General features: G+C 64.1%; 16 protein-coding genes. 12 read left to right on the plus strand and 4 right to left on the minus strand.

Annotated elements, in window-relative coordinates:
* The 4 genes from ACT3SZ_RS14790 to ACT3SZ_RS14805 form a co-directional block, all read right to left on the minus strand.
* Positions 1–374 (minus strand): hypothetical protein (locus ACT3SZ_RS14790; protein ID WP_444619880.1); only part of this gene is annotated, 374 nt, incomplete at its 3' end.
* Positions 364–921 carry a hypothetical protein gene (locus ACT3SZ_RS14795; protein ID WP_444619882.1) on the minus strand — a complete coding sequence of 186 codons (558 nt, stop codon included), beginning with the start codon at positions 919–921 and terminating at the stop codon, positions 364–366. The genes ACT3SZ_RS14790 and ACT3SZ_RS14795, both read right to left, overlap by 11 nt.
* Positions 918–1,244, minus strand: a complete 327-nt coding sequence (locus ACT3SZ_RS14800; RefSeq protein ID WP_444619884.1) for a hypothetical protein — start codon at positions 1,242–1,244, stop codon at positions 918–920. Before ACT3SZ_RS14800 ends, ACT3SZ_RS14795 begins: the two co-directional genes overlap by 4 nt.
* Before the next feature lie 4 nt (positions 1,245–1,248).
* Positions 1,249–1,929, minus strand: coding sequence for a helix-turn-helix domain-containing protein (locus ACT3SZ_RS14805; protein WP_444619886.1), 681 nt, complete (start codon positions 1,927–1,929; stop codon positions 1,249–1,251).
* A gap of 234 nt (positions 1,930–2,163) precedes the next feature.
* On the opposite strand from ACT3SZ_RS14805, the gene ACT3SZ_RS14810 reads away from it, so the two are divergent.
* From ACT3SZ_RS14810 to ACT3SZ_RS14865, 12 genes are all read left to right on the plus strand, one after another.
* Positions 2,164–3,414 carry a hypothetical protein gene (locus tag ACT3SZ_RS14810; protein WP_444619888.1) on the plus strand — a complete coding sequence of 417 codons (1,251 nt, stop codon included), beginning with the start codon at positions 2,164–2,166 and terminating at the stop codon, positions 3,412–3,414.
* Between the two features lie 218 nt (positions 3,415–3,632).
* Positions 3,633–4,592 (plus strand): hypothetical protein, encoded by a 960-nt coding sequence (locus tag ACT3SZ_RS14815; RefSeq protein WP_444619890.1) that lies wholly within the window; start codon positions 3,633–3,635, stop codon positions 4,590–4,592.
* Positions 4,593–4,640: 48 nt separating this feature from the next.
* Entirely contained in the window at positions 4,641–6,521 is a 1,881-nt protein-coding gene (locus ACT3SZ_RS14820) for a cutinase family protein (RefSeq protein WP_444619892.1), read from the plus strand.
* Complete coding sequence (locus tag ACT3SZ_RS14825; protein WP_444619894.1) at positions 6,496–7,314, plus strand: hypothetical protein; 819 nt, start codon at positions 6,496–6,498, stop codon at positions 7,312–7,314. Before ACT3SZ_RS14820 ends, ACT3SZ_RS14825 begins: the two co-directional genes overlap by 26 nt.
* Positions 7,314–7,586, plus strand: coding sequence for a hypothetical protein (locus ACT3SZ_RS14830; RefSeq protein ID WP_444619896.1), 273 nt, complete (start codon positions 7,314–7,316; stop codon positions 7,584–7,586). Before ACT3SZ_RS14825 ends, ACT3SZ_RS14830 begins: the two co-directional genes overlap by 1 nt.
* A complete protein-coding gene (locus ACT3SZ_RS14835) occupies positions 7,586–7,894 on the plus strand; it encodes a hypothetical protein (protein WP_444619898.1) in 309 nt (102 codons plus the stop codon). The genes ACT3SZ_RS14830 and ACT3SZ_RS14835 overlap by 1 nt, the downstream gene beginning before the upstream one ends.
* A gap of 41 nt (positions 7,895–7,935) precedes the next feature.
* On the plus strand, positions 7,936–8,235 hold the full coding sequence (locus ACT3SZ_RS14840) for a hypothetical protein (RefSeq protein ID WP_444619900.1): 300 nt from the start codon (positions 7,936–7,938) through the stop codon (positions 8,233–8,235).
* A gap of 29 nt (positions 8,236–8,264) precedes the next feature.
* On the plus strand, positions 8,265–8,525 hold the full coding sequence (locus ACT3SZ_RS14845; RefSeq protein ID WP_444619901.1) for a hypothetical protein: 261 nt from the start codon (positions 8,265–8,267) through the stop codon (positions 8,523–8,525).
* 40 nt (positions 8,526–8,565) lie between these two features.
* Positions 8,566–9,192, plus strand: coding sequence for a hypothetical protein (locus ACT3SZ_RS14850; protein WP_444619903.1), 627 nt, complete (start codon positions 8,566–8,568; stop codon positions 9,190–9,192).
* A complete protein-coding gene (locus tag ACT3SZ_RS14855; protein WP_444619905.1) occupies positions 9,192–10,010 on the plus strand; it encodes a hypothetical protein in 819 nt (272 codons plus the stop codon). The genes ACT3SZ_RS14850 and ACT3SZ_RS14855 overlap by 1 nt, the downstream gene beginning before the upstream one ends.
* Positions 10,001–11,887 (plus strand): hypothetical protein, encoded by a 1,887-nt coding sequence (locus ACT3SZ_RS14860; protein ID WP_444619907.1) that lies wholly within the window; start codon positions 10,001–10,003, stop codon positions 11,885–11,887. Before ACT3SZ_RS14855 ends, ACT3SZ_RS14860 begins: the two co-directional genes overlap by 10 nt.
* Positions 11,888–11,948: 61 nt before the next feature.
* A complete protein-coding gene (locus ACT3SZ_RS14865) occupies positions 11,949–13,466 on the plus strand; it encodes an SCO6880 family protein (protein WP_444619909.1) in 1,518 nt (505 codons plus the stop codon).
* Positions 13,467–13,515: the final 49 nt, after the last annotated feature.

The raw sequence follows: 13,515 nt of genomic DNA on the forward strand, positions 1-13,515 counted from the left end.
CCTGAGGCGGATGTGCCATAGCCGATGGAAAAGCTTACCCAGAACAGCAGTGTGACCGAGCCAACCACGATCATGATGCGCAACCTTGTTGATGTCTTTGCGACTGCGGCTAGAAGCACTGCGGTGTATGCAGTGATGGCGCACGTCGCAGCCATACCAATAGGTAGGTTGTGTACGCCCGTGAGGTCGTTGAGCCAGGGTTCAATGTACGGATCGGCCACAGGACGGAATCTGCATAGTTTCGCCAGGCCTAGGAAGACCACGGCGAAGCATAGGAGGCGGTAGGTCCATGTGTAGTGACGGCGTGACAGCAGAACGTAGGCCGGCAAGCTGATCACGAAGGTGCCCAGCGCGGACAGTGAGCTAAGGAACACGGCGAAATTCTCCTAGAGCTTTGAATAGGGCAGTTCGTGGCTTGGGGGGAGTAATGAGGGCGCTGTTCGATACGATCAGCGATGCAAAGCACTCGGCCTCCTGCTCCCAGAGACTGGCTTCGCCGTCGCGGTTTCGGGGTGTGGATAGCGCATCGAGGAGAACTGCCCTGGCCATGGTTCGCGACAGTGACGCGAATTGGGGGAGCGTGAGGTAATAATCCAGGACCTCATCGACATCGACCTGGTCTATGCGATGGAAAGCTAGGTGGTAGAGCTCGTGCGCCATCGTATGAGTACGGACACTGCCGCGTAGTTGACTGGCTAGGGTGATGTGATGCAGACCTGCCACGTCATCTGTGCTGGCCTGCCCTGTGACGGTGCACTGATGGATCTCTTCTGCTGGCTTGTCGTGAACTTCGACTGGATAGGGCAGTTGACCAGCGAGATGCTTTAGGACGGTAGATGCTTTGTGTGTTCCGGCTGATGAACACAGCGCGTCGTACTGCGCAGTGACACGCTGCCGTGCGTCATCCCCGATGGTGATCATCGGATGTTGCGGAAGGTGGCACCGGCAATGATGTCTTCCCTCAGGTTCTCCAGCCCGGCGATGTAGCCGTTCTCTGCGTCAGCGGTTTCAGTGAGGAGCTTTCGGAGGCCGGTGATGTCATCACTGGTTTCGGTGTCCTCGGCTATGCGATCAAGCAGCTCGTCAGTGAGTTCGGCTATACCTTCGAGTTGAAGTCGCACACTGTGGGCACCGAGTGGAGGTCCAGAGGTCTCGTCTGCGAGTCGAGTCACAGCTGTTTGAAGGTCTGGATAGCGTTGTTCACTGAGTACACGAAGTGCACCGTACGGGTACGTGCGAGACATGACATCAGATCCTTCCATATTTCGTTGACTCCCAGTACTTCCTGAAGACCTCTTCCTCGCCATCACTGCCAAAAGGCTCACCGGCTAGCCAGCGCCGGTAAGCCCATCGATGGTGCTCAGGGGTTCCTTTTGGAGGTTCCTCGGCGTCCAAAGCTGGAGTGAGTAGAGGACCAATGTTATTAGGGAGTGTCTGCCCAGGACCTCCAAAGTGGTGCAGCATCAAGGTTGTGTATAGCTCAAGAACCTCCTCCTTAAGCTCGCTACCACGTTCTTTGAGAGCGGGATCGATCCCCTCGATTCCGAGCGTTGCACTTATATATTGAATGATTAGACCTGTCTGATTCATAACAATATACGACAGGTCGAGAGCCTGGAAGATCGCCGATTCAGATGACGAGTCATCTGGTACCGGAGTCCGGTACAGCGTTTCTTCGGCGTTGATTTCCCCCTTGTACAGCTTGAGTGCTGTTCCAGGATCCCAGCGGAGAGGCCCATCCAGCCGTTCAAGGGCCGTCGGCCGTGGAGGGGGAACGTCAGAATCAGCGCCGCGCTCCCATCGGATCAGAGTCGCAGGGGTGGGGCCACCTGCTGCGTATACATCGCGCTGCGTGAGGCCAAGTGCATTGCGTCGCGCCGTGAGCACACGCGCGAACGTACTCCGGCGATCAGAGTCTGATCCATCCATGCCGAACAGCATAGCAGCGGAGATAGTCCCCTCTTGGGTTGACGTTACCGGATCGTCCATGAGCTCCCTCTTTACGATTTATCGTATCACGAGGGTACTTCAACTCTTGCTGTCGAACCAGTCATCATCTATCGTAAAGATACCGATACGGAGCGTAACACCACTTCGCTTCGGTCACGGTCCTTGACACCCATCGCCGCGCATCGCGGCATCAGACCCTCAGAGGAAGCATCAATGTCTCGTAAAGCGTTCAGCTCCACCGCGGTGGCGGTGGGGGTTGCCACGGCAATCATCGCCACACCGCTCGCCCACGGTGCCCCGGTTCAGCCGGGAACGACCACCCCCACCAACACGACTCAGCCTGGAACGGCGACCCCGGAGCCCGCACCGGCACCGGCTCCTGCCCCCGCGCCTGCGCCGGCTCCCGCTCCCGCTGGGGGAGAGGTCCCGTCCTACGCCAGCCAGGCTGTCCCGGGCCTCAACCAGGTCGCCCAGCCGCTGCAGCAGGCTGGCCCGCAGGTCGTCTCCGAGCCGGAGATTGTCTACGTGCAGGGTGAGCCCCAGATCCAGTACGTCGACCGTGTCGTGGACCGTGAGGTCCAGGTCGTCGAGGAGAACGGGACGCTGCTGCTCCTCGATCCGGAGTACCAGAACCAGATCCGACCGGAGAAGGTTGCCGACAACGCTGTCGGCAACTACTTCGCCTACGACCAGGGCACCAGGAACACGCTGAACACCACGGCCGCCGCCGCGGGCGCAGGTGCGGCCGGCGGAGCTATCGTCGGCGGTACCGTCGGCGCACTGGGTACCGGTGTCACCGGGGCCGTCGCTGGTGGCCTCGCCGGTGCGGCCGCTGCACCACTGGCCACCGCTCCTCTGTGCGCGATCGGCGCCGTCCTCGTTCCGATCGCTGGCGGGGTCACCTGTGTCGTCACAGCTGCTGCCACCGGCGCTGCCGGTGGAGCGGCTGTCGGTGGCGCTGCAGGCGCTGGTGCCGGTCTCGTCGCCGGCTCGGCTACCGGTGCTGCTCTCGGGGCTGCAGGTGCAGCCTCCCTGGTGCCCGGTGGCACCGAGGCGGTGCAGGACCTGGTGGCTGACACTGCTCACGACACCGAGTTCGACCTGCGTGAGGATAACGGGTTCAGGGGCCTGGTCGGGGACAAGCCTTCCGGTCTTCCCGGTGAGATTCCCGCCGAGGAGTCCACCGAGACCCGCAACGTGGATGACACCACGTTGGCCGCTGCGCAGCAGGATGGCCGCCATGCTGCCGAGGACACCACCCCGGCACCGGAGACGGATACCGAGCCGCGGCACGCCGCACCCGAGGTTCCGGAGATCCCGCAGGAGCTCCCGGCGCCGGTCCAGCAGGTCAACCAGACGATCGACAATGCCCAGGAGCAGGTCAACGACTTCGTCCTGGAGGCCCAGGACCAGGCACCGTCCTTCGACACCATTCCCAACGTCAGCGATTTGCTGCCGGTCTAATCACCCCGACCACCCGGTCATTGACCGGGGTGGTTTGGCGGTGACTCACACGCCAGTCGACACCGTCCCCTTTCCGGTGGATCTGCTGATCACGCTGATCTGGGGGTGATGGCCCAGATTGAGCGCACGACGACTGCCAGAGCATACGAGACGCCTGCCAGGACGTGTGAGTCACCACCAAGCTATCCCGCTCGACACACCTCAGAAGGGAAAACGCTGTGAAATCCACCGATGAGCCTGACGACAACCGTGCCGAGCTGCGCGCGGTGTCCGACACCGACGGTGATCTGAACGCCTCTGAGCCAGAGCAGAGCCCAGCATCTACCTGGGGCGATGTGTTCAACAGCCTGCGCAATCCGGCAGAGGAGACCGCACCGGTGCCGGAGCCGAAGAAGTCGACGCGCAAGCAGCGTAAGGCAGCCAAGAAGGCCGCTTCCACCAGCGCGGCCGAGGACACCACCGAGGATTCGCCGGCGGCGGATGTTGCCGGCCCGGTGAAGCGGACCCCGCAGGCGCCTGCCGCCGCTCGTCGCCCTAGCCGAGATACCCGGACAGGTCGGAGCTCATGGGCTCCTCGTGAGCCGATGAACCCGGTGGTGAAGGGCTCGATCGCCGGTGTGGGTGTCCTGGCGGTCGTCGCTGTGGCGGTCATCGGTGGGCGCTCGGTGATGGGGGATCAGACCCCGGTCACCGCGTCGTCGACCGAGAGCAAGGTCACCCCTCCCAGTGAGACACCGGCACCGCCGCAGACCTCGGCAGCGTCGGTGTCGAACCGGGGGCTGCCACCCGACGACGTCGAGGTGGTCTCCGGTGACTGTGAACCGTCCTCCGACCAGGAGCGGATCACCCCGTCAGGCAAGAGCTTGCGCAGCGTGGTGGCCGATTTCCAGGCCAACTACTTCACCAAGAACGTCGACGCCTTGAAGGCGACGATCAGCCAGCAGAACAAGGAGTGGCGGGATCAGGACTGGGACAAGGTGCTCAATGAGATCCCGGCTGACGCCTCGTACTGCCTGACCATGCCTCCCCAGGAGGCCACCAGCATCACCTCCACGGTGCGTATGAGCGTGCCGGGGGAGGCTGATCAGGTCTTTCGCTCGCGAGTGATCGGTGAGCGCGGTGATGACGGCCGGTGGCGGGTCAAGGAAATGCTTCCGGTCGAGACCGACACCAACTAACACATTGGCCCCCTGTGCACGGGGAGCTATTCACACGAGATGAGGACAATGATGAAATCAAGGGCATTGACCGGGATCACCACGGTGATCGCCACGGTAGGCCTGGTGGCCGGGACAGCGGTTCCGGCCGGGGCACAGGAGACCAGCGCGGCTGAGGATGCCGACACCTCGTGCGTCGACGTGTTCGGCCTGGCGGTGCAGGGCACTGGCCAGTCATCCTCGGATGCACCTCGCGACATGGACACCGGCTTCCTCGGCCAGGTGTTCACCAGCATCAACGCCACCTTGAACAAGGACGGTGTTACCGAGGTCACCACCTTCGATCGTGAGTACATCCCCTACGAATCCTCGATGGGTGGGGTCGGTGTCAACGGGATGACTCCGAAGAAGTCGACGTCCTACGACGATTCGGTCGGCGGCGGGGTCGATGAGCTGACGGCCCGGGCGACAGAGATCCTGGAGGAGTGCCCGTCGACCCGGTTGGTGCCTGTGGGCTACTCCCAGGGTGCTGATGTCGTCGACCGGTTCCTCTACGAGGTCGGTGCCGGCTCCTCGCCGGTGCCGGCCGACGCCGTGGCCGCAGGCGCGGTGTTCGGTTCACCGCGGCGGGCCCAGGGGATGGAGCTGATCCCTGGTGGAGGGTCCACTCCGTCTGCGCCGCAGGGCTTCGATGACGAGGCGGTGTCACACCTGCCCGAGATCACCTCCCCGCCGGCGGAGGGAGCTGGTCTGCTTCCCGAGGCTGAGCATGTCACCGGCTACGGTGCGCTGGGCGGTCGGGTCGGTCAGTTCTGCATCACCGGTGACCTGGTGTGCGATATGCCGGCCGACTCCTCGATCGCCCGCACGGTGAGCAAGGTCGCCACCGACGTGGATGTCTCCTCGGGTGACCCGTTCAAGGTCCTCGGGGATCTGGGTGACGCATTCGCGCTGTCTCCGATCCAGGCGGCTGCTGATGTCATCAACGAGGATCTGGAGGGCGAGAGCCTGGAGACGGTTCGCATCGAGCCGAAGAAGTCGATCAGCCAGCGCCTGGAGGACGCCACTGCGGACCCGATCGACAGCAATGACGCTGCGCAGGACGACAGCGACAGCAGCTCCACTGCACCGTCCGAGACCGAGACGGTGCCTGATACCAGCCGGGAGGCCACCGGCACCCTGCCTGGTGTCGACGAGTCAATCGCCGGCGATCTTGTCGGTGGACTCGGAGATATGGCTGGCGACGCCGTCGGGCAGGGCCTGGATGCTGCCGGTGCTGCGGAGAATGTGCAGGCCACCGCGCAGGACGCGATGTCGGCGATCACCAAGCTCGGCGTGCTGGGCATGAACTCTGCGGTGACGATCGCGAAGAAGTCAATCACCCCGGAGACCATCGCTCAGGTTGCCGCGGTGGGCCTGGCCAATCCGGCCGCCGGGTTGGCTGTGCTGGGCGCGAAGGTCGGTGCCACGGCGACCGAGGTTCTTGCCCCGGTGGGCATGCAGGCTGCGGAGGCTGTGTTCGACTACGCCACCGCGGAGGTTGAGGACAACCAGGGACTGATCCAGATGGCCACGGATGTGACCTACTGGCGTCACTGGCAGAACCACACAGCCTACGGGTCCACCCCGATCACCGCTGATGGAACTACCCCGACCGACTACGTCTCCGCTTGGATCATGGGCCTGTCGGCGGCGGACAAGGACGTCGACGATATCGATGCCACCGCAGTTCCGGTGACCTCGTCGGAGTCGGCCAGCTCCACGGCCACGGAAGACAGCGACAGTGCTGACGGTGCCGAACCCACCGAGGAGTCGGAGTCGGCGAGCTCACCGTCGTCGAGTACGACGCCGAGCTCGGCGCAGGAGTCGGGGGCGACCTCGTCGACTGCGACGAGTGAGCCGGTAGAGCCGGCAGAGGACACCGATGCCGAATCTGACAGTGACCAGTAACACACCCAACGACACCCAAGCCACCAACGCGCAGGAGAAGGAGGAGACGATGTCAGCAGTTCGCAAGTTCACCGAGCAGAACACCGCCACCGATGGCGAATCGTCGACGCGTAGCTCCGATGATCTGGTGGGCTACCCGCCGCCGGCCGTCGAGAATCGTGCGGCGGTGTGGGAGACCCCGGTGAGTCCCCAGGACGCGGACGCTCCACTGATCTGGGCTGTTTCAGCCCACGGTGGTGCTGGGGCGCAAGCTCTTGCCAGTCGGATCGGTTTCATCGCTGATGCCGGCAACCGGTTCCCGTCTGGGGAGCACCCCGGTGAAGATCACATCGTGATCTGTGCCGAGGAGACCCTGTCGGGGATCATCGCCGCCCACCACCTGGTGCTCCAGCACCTCAACGGCCTGGGTGGCGATACCCACCTGCTGGCGGTGGTCACTCGTCCGACGCGTCCGGGGTGGGAGGGCAAGAAGCTGCCTAAGCCGATCCGCAATCGTCTGGCTCTGCTGTCCGACCCAGTCCTGGTGGATCAGGTTATCCGGCTGGGCTGGGACGACGAGCTGGCGATCACCACCGCCGATGAGCGTGAAGCGCTGTCGCCGGCGGAGGTCGTCGAATGGCTGGGGATGGACGACAAAGCCCAGGCCAAAGCGGCGAAGAACAAGATGTCTCTGGCAAGCCGTGGGGTCACCCAGGCTGCAGCGACGTTGTTGGCCGCGGCCGCTGAATCCAGTGCCCCGAGCACCACCACCGGGAATGACACCAGTAAAGACACTGACGAGGAGGACAACTGATGTCGAGTGTGAACAACGCGCCTGTGCTTGGCTATCGCGCCACTGATCTGGCGGCGGGAACGCGGGTGGAGATCCGTTTCGATGCTGCCGCCTGGGCTGCGGAGAGTTTCCAGCGATACGGCAACGGAAAAGCGACGCTGGTCCGCCGGATCATGGCTGCTAAGGCTGCACAGGCAGACCGTGATGGGGTGCCGGATTTCACAGCCGCCGTTGAGCTGGCTGGCGGGACAGTCGTGCCACTTGGCCTCGACAGGATCGACAAGGACGACTGATGTTGACCACTCTCAACGCCAATGACGGCTGCTTGGGCTGCTACCCGGCGACCGTGCCGAGTTTCAGTGAACGCCCAGGTGTGTGGGCGCTGACATTCATCATCTTTGGGACATTGTTTTTGCTGTTCCTGGGGTTCGGCCTCCTCGCAAATCGTGCGGGGTCCCGGGATGGTCCGGTGACCTCGGACGCCAGTTCCGCCACCGCTACACCCCCTGATGACAACCATCCTCTCTTTATCCCGGTCGTCCTCGGGGTTGGTGGTGGGGCGTCTGTCGTCACTGGCCTCATCATTCTCTTGCTCTCCTGACCTTTTCTAACCCCTCCATTTCTTGAAAGGAACCGATCACAATGATCGACATTCTCGCCGCGGCCGCCACTGACGCGCCGCACATCCTGGCCCAGTTCGACGTCAACACCGTCAACCCGCCTGCAGCTGACCGGTTCAGCTCCCTGCTCGGCATCCTCAAGTGGTTCTGCATCGCAGCTGGTGTCGCCGCCCTGATGCTCGCCGGCGCGATGTTCGGCTACGAGAAGTTCTTCGCCCACGGTGAAGTTCAGTCGCCGAAGAAGATCGCCGCCGCGGTGGCTGGTGGCATCGTCGCCAGTTCCGCTGGCGCAATCATGCAGTTCGGCTGGGGCGTTTCCTAAGCCCCCGATCGACAGGAGACACCCCCGCAATGCTTGACGCAATCACCGTGCTGGCCCTGGACCCTCCCGAGGAGGTCACGAACCCGGCGAACACCATCATCGGCTGGTGCGCGTGGTTCATCGCCGCGCTGTGCGTCGGCCGGCTGATGTTCCTCGGCGCCAAGTGGGGGCTGACCAAGATCAGCACTGAGACGTTTGATCACACCCCTCGGGAGATCTTCCTGACGATCACCGCCGGCGTGCTGTGCACGTCGGCCGGGGTCTGGGTCGATTTCCTGCAAAACGGCTGACTCCCCTTCCGCTCTCTGACACGAAAAGGACGTAATTGACATGACGACCACAACCCACCGGCGCCGCCTTGGTGTCCTCGCCGGCGCACTGTCAGCCACGATGCTGATGGTCGCCTGCGGTAGCGATGACGCTTCCGACACTGACGCTGCACCGGATCTCACCGCCCCTCCGACGAACGTGACCTGGTCGTCGTTGTCGAACACCGCTGATGTGATGGTCCCCGTCGCTGACGAAGGGCCCAAGAGCATCGGTACCTACAAGGATGCCTCCGAGTTTGACCACTCACCTGTGGGCGCTGGTCTGGCGGCAATGAACGGGCCGCTGCGCGTCGCGTACGCCCCGGAAAACGGTTGGCAGGACGCGGTCAAGGCCGCGATCGCCCCGAGTGAAGCACGGGACGAGCTGCTGACCAACCGGGCGGCGGTGGAGTCCACCGGGGAGGTGCAGGAGGAGTTCATCCCGACACTGCGGGGCTGGACCATCGACGACTACGCCGAGGACGAGTCGGCGGCGACGGTGACGGTGTTCTCGGGCTATAGCGATGACTCGCTGGGGTCGACGACCTACGACCTGCGGTGGCTGGGGGAGGACTGGAAGGTCGATCTTCCCGGTGATGTGTCCAGCGTTGATGAGCTCCCGGGCGACATGGTGGAGGTGAGCAAGTGATGAGTGAGCAGGAGTATGACGAAGGGAAGTCGGCTTGGTCGACCCGCCGGATGATCGCCGCGGGTTTCCTCGCGGTGCTGGTGGTCGCCGCTGCGGCGCTGTTCATTGTGAACCGCAATGGCGGCGACGACAGTTCCTCGGCTGGGTCGGGTTCCTCGACCCAGCAGGGGGGCCAGTCACTGGCTGACGAGTACGAGTGGCGGCACAAGGAAGCCGACTTCTTCGGGCAGATGGTCTACGCCGCGGAGGATTCTCTGGGGCAGATCCTGTCGGAGACGACCCGTGAGTACGAGTCTCCGACGTCGACCGAGGCCCGGGAATCCCGGGCCGAGGGTGTTGTGTTCCAGGCGACGGACTTCTCCGGCCGGCTGCCGATCCCGTTCTCTACCACCGACGGTCCGACAGGGTTCGACGGCATGGTCCCGGTGGGCTATAGCCAGTCGGCGGCAGGCGCTTCGCTGGCGGCCGCGGCGTACATCACCCAGATGTACAACCCTCCGAGCTACGCGGAGTACATCGAGAAGGCCACCACCGACCCGACCACCGAGGAGTTGTCCGAAGCACGAAAGCGGGTTGCAGACAATGAGCAGTACTTCGATGCCGGTGACGACATCGTTGGTTTTGCGAACACCGCGTACGACGTCGTCACCTTCGACGGCGACTACGCCCGGGTCAACCTTTTCGTCCGCGATAACCACGATGAGGTGGGTCAGGTGACGATGGATCTGCGGTGGGTCGACGGCATGTGGAAGGGCGACGAGACCAGCGAGCTGAGTGTCCTGGACGCTATGCCGCAAGGGGTGTCGATATGGCGCTGACACAGCTGTTCCGTCGCGGCCTTCTGAGTCTGATCGTCGCTGCCTTGGTCGGGGCTGTCTCCATGTCGGCTGCGGCCGCGCAGGATGATGAGGAGCCCCAGGAGCGCGTGAGTAATTGCGGGCAAGCATTATCTGATCTGCGCAACTTGGATCTGGGACTAGATACCTTGGAGTCCGCGAACAACTGCGCCCGGGGTATTACGAACCCTGTCGCCGGTGCTCAGGAGGCAGCGCTAGTCGCCGAGGACGCCAAGGATGTCGTCGAGGAGAAGATCGACGGTAAGTGGCAGGAGATCGTGGCTTCGATCGGTGCCGGTGCTCTGCGCGGCATCATGTGGACGATGACGTTCTGGCTGGATAAGCCGTCGAACATTGTGCTGGGCGCAGGAGACGTCAACGATGACGGCACTCCGAAGAACAGTGGCAACCTCATCAGCCAGGTTGGGCAGTATACGACCTGGTTGCAGGGACTGTTCGGCGTGTTGTCGATCATGGCGATCGCGGTGCGTTTCGCGATGACCCGGTGGTCGGACTTCGAGGACTCCATCACCGATTTCCTGATGACTCTCGGCCGGATTCTGGTGACGTCGATCATCTGGGTGCCGCTGATCATGCTGTGCACCCGGATGTCTGATGGGTTGGCGCAGTGGATCATCACCGAGTCCTCGGCGACGGCCGAGGAGGGCATGAAGGCCTTCCTCACCGATGCGGAGTTCCCGGAGGGCTGGAAGATCGCGACGGCCTGGAGCACAGGCGGCGGGTCGGGAACCACGGCGATGATCCTGATCGCGTCGATCGTGTCGATTGTCACCTCGGTGATCCAGATCCTGTTCTCGTTCATGCGAGAGGGGATGCTGGTCATCCTGTGCGCGGTGGTGCCGATGGTGGCCTACGCCAGTGGGTTGGAGTCCGGCCGGGAGGCGTGGGGCAAGGTCAAGGGCTGGACGATCGCCCTGCTGCTGTTCCCCCCGGCTGCCGCCCTGGTCTATGCGATTGCGTTCCTGGCTGTCGGTGAGATCGGCGAGGACGACAGCATCGGGGTGATGGGCATCCTGGTGATCTTCGGTATGGCTGTGCTCGTGCTGCCGTCGCTGATCTCCCTGGTTGCACCGCAAGCTGGTGTGGCCCCGTCGGGTGGTTCGGGAATGAAGGTTGCCGGTGCGATTGGTACCGCTGCCGCTGCTGGTGCGATTGCTGGTGGTGCCGGCGGCGCATTCGGTGGTGGTGGTTCAAAGGCTGCTGCTGGTGCCAGCCCCTCGGGTGCTGCTGGTCCTGCTGGTGGTGGTTCCGGTGGGGGAGGCGGCGGCGGTGAAGGTGGCGGCGGTGGTTCGCCGATGCCTGGCGGTTCCGGTGGCTCCGGTGGCGGAGGCGGTGGCGGGGAGTCCGACTCGTCGGGCGGTTCCGCTGGTTCGTTCGGCGGTGCCTCCGGCGGTAGTGGCGGCGGTGAGACCGGCGGTGCTGGTGCGGGAGCTTCCTCGCCTGGCGGCGACGTCGGCGGCCAGCCGGCCGGCCCGTCCGGTGGCGAGGAGGGTGGCTCTGTCACCCCGCCGATGCCCGGTGGTGGGTCTGAGGGCGAGGGTGAATCCTCCCCCGGTGGTCCCGCAGGTAGCCCGGGTGGCGCCACGCCTCCGGCAGGGTCCCCCGCCGGAAGTGCCGGCGGTGGCGGCGGTGGTGAGTCTGGTTCCCCGTCGGGCGGCGGGTTCAGTCACGGGGCCGCGGCCAAGGCCACGGGCGCCTCACTGGCGGCCAGTGCGTCTGGCCAGCAGCAGCCCAACCCTCGCGGGTTCAACGGGCCGAAGCCGAGTTCCCCGAAACCGCCTCCGGTGAACCAGCTTCGACAGCGCCCACCACAGGTTCCCTCCGGGGTGCCGCGATGAGCACCGGGACCGCTGACAGATACACCTCGACCGACGACAGCACACAGACAGGAGAGCAGTGATGGCCACGATTCGTACCTACGGAGGCTGGACGGTTCCTCGCAGTGAGGGCCTGCTGGGCATGTCCACGGGCATGACCATCGCACTGTTCCCCTGGCTGCTGGGAATGATCATCCTGCCGCAGATCAGCTGGGGTCTCGCCGGCTTGTGGCTGGTGGTGGGCCTGCTGGTGGCCCTGGGAATGATGCTGAAAATCGAGGGCCGGACCCTCGTGGAATGGATTGGACTGACCGTGGGATTTCAGAAGAAAAAGAAGAAGGGCCTGACCAAGTACTCCTCGGGGCCGTTTTCCCGGCGTGCCGGCGGGCATTACGAGCTGCCCGGTGTGTTGTCTCGGTTTGAGGTGCACGCCGCGGAGACTTCGGGTGCCCAGGAGTTCGCGATGCTGCACTACCCGGATATGGACGAGTACACGGTTATCTTCCGCGTCTGGCCGCAGGGCCTGGGCGGGGTGGATATGGACACCGTCAACGGCTGGGTCGACCAGTGGGGAGCCGTACTCACCGGGTGGGGTGACGACAACGACATTGTCGCGGCCACCGTGGTCGTCGAGACGTTCCGGTCGTCGGGGATGAAGGTCCGTAACGAGGTCGCACGGATTACCAGTGCTGATGCGCCGCGGTTGGCGCAGGAGATCATGGTCGAGGCTGCAGAGCTGCAGTCGCGCCAGAGCATCGACATGGAGGCTCGGGTGGCGATCACGATCAAGGCAGACACCGAGGCCAAGAAGCGTGACTGGGAGATTGCCGCCCGGGATCTCGGGCGGCGTGTCCCGCAGATGATGCGCGCGCTGCGCGAGTGTGGGATGGAGGCGCAGGCGATGCAGGAACCTGAGATCGTGAGCTTCGTCAAGCGTGCGTACTCCTCGTCGTCGCAGGTGGACATGGAGCTCGCCGCGACTGAGGCCGGTGGCCACGGGGTGAGCTGGTTGGATGCTGGCCCGGAGTCGGCCGAGGAGAATCTGACCAGCTATGTGCATGACGGTGCGGTGTCGTCGACGTGGGAGATGAAGGCCCCGCCGCGTGGGTATGTGCCGCACACGGTGCTCAACGCGCTGATGCGCAAGAACGAGGACTGCGCGGTCAAGCGGGTGGCGGTATGCTACCGGCCCCACGGTGGTGCTGAGGCGGCGAAGCTGGTCGATCAGGACGCCAACAACAAAGCCGAGGCCGTCAAGCAGCAGCGTCAGCGCAAGAAGTTCGCCTCGGCGAAGTCCGAGCAGGATGCGGTAGCCGCCAACGACGCCCGGTACGCCGAGGCGATGGGCCACGGGCTGGTGCGCTTCGGGATGCTGATCACCATCACTGAGCCCGCCCCTGCGCTGACCCCGGCCGGGGAGATGACGGAGTCGAAACTGCCGAACGCTGAGGCGGTGATGAAGTCGCTGAGCCAGCGCGCACGCCTGCAGATCCGCAACAGATACGCCTCCCAACAGCTCAGTTTCGCCGCGTCCCTGGGCGTCGGCGTCAGCATTCCGGAGCATGTCACCGGCGCGGCCAAGGCCCAGTCGCAGGCGTAGCCGGCCGGATTATCCACCACACAGTTCACCAGCAACGAAGGACCGTAGC

The sequence above is a fragment of the Corynebacterium sp. AOP40-9SA-29 genome (genome assembly GCF_052377405.1).
In the GTDB taxonomy this organism is placed as follows: domain Bacteria; phylum Actinomycetota; class Actinomycetes; order Mycobacteriales; family Mycobacteriaceae; genus Corynebacterium.

Excerpts from the sequence above, each read along its gene's own strand:
- ACT3SZ_RS14795 (WP_444619882.1), bottom strand. The coding sequence starts at position 921 with ATGATCACCATCGGGGATGACGCACGGCAGCGTGTCACTGCGCAGTAC.
- ACT3SZ_RS14825 (WP_444619894.1), top strand. The coding sequence starts at position 6,496 with ATGCCGAATCTGACAGTGACCAGTAACACACCCAACGACACCCAAGCC.
- ACT3SZ_RS14855 (WP_444619905.1), top strand. The coding sequence starts at position 9,192 with ATGAGTGAGCAGGAGTATGACGAAGGGAAGTCGGCTTGGTCGACCCGC.
- ACT3SZ_RS14865 (WP_444619909.1), top strand. The coding sequence starts at position 11,949 with ATGGCCACGATTCGTACCTACGGAGGCTGGACGGTTCCTCGCAGTGAG.
- ACT3SZ_RS14830 (WP_444619896.1), top strand. The coding sequence starts at position 7,314 with ATGTCGAGTGTGAACAACGCGCCTGTGCTTGGCTATCGCGCCACTGAT.
- ACT3SZ_RS14835 (WP_444619898.1), top strand. The coding sequence starts at position 7,586 with ATGTTGACCACTCTCAACGCCAATGACGGCTGCTTGGGCTGCTACCCG.
- ACT3SZ_RS14850 (WP_444619903.1), top strand. The coding sequence starts at position 8,566 with ATGACGACCACAACCCACCGGCGCCGCCTTGGTGTCCTCGCCGGCGCA.
- ACT3SZ_RS14860 (WP_444619907.1), top strand. The coding sequence starts at position 10,001 with ATGGCGCTGACACAGCTGTTCCGTCGCGGCCTTCTGAGTCTGATCGTC.
- ACT3SZ_RS14810 (WP_444619888.1), top strand. The coding sequence starts at position 2,164 with ATGTCTCGTAAAGCGTTCAGCTCCACCGCGGTGGCGGTGGGGGTTGCC.
- ACT3SZ_RS14845 (WP_444619901.1), top strand. The coding sequence starts at position 8,265 with ATGCTTGACGCAATCACCGTGCTGGCCCTGGACCCTCCCGAGGAGGTC.
- ACT3SZ_RS14820 (WP_444619892.1), top strand. The coding sequence starts at position 4,641 with ATGATGAAATCAAGGGCATTGACCGGGATCACCACGGTGATCGCCACG.
- ACT3SZ_RS14800 (WP_444619884.1), bottom strand. The coding sequence starts at position 1,244 with ATGTCTCGCACGTACCCGTACGGTGCACTTCGTGTACTCAGTGAACAA.
- ACT3SZ_RS14805 (WP_444619886.1), bottom strand. The coding sequence starts at position 1,929 with ATGGATGGATCAGACTCTGATCGCCGGAGTACGTTCGCGCGTGTGCTC.
- ACT3SZ_RS14840 (WP_444619900.1), top strand. The coding sequence starts at position 7,936 with ATGATCGACATTCTCGCCGCGGCCGCCACTGACGCGCCGCACATCCTG.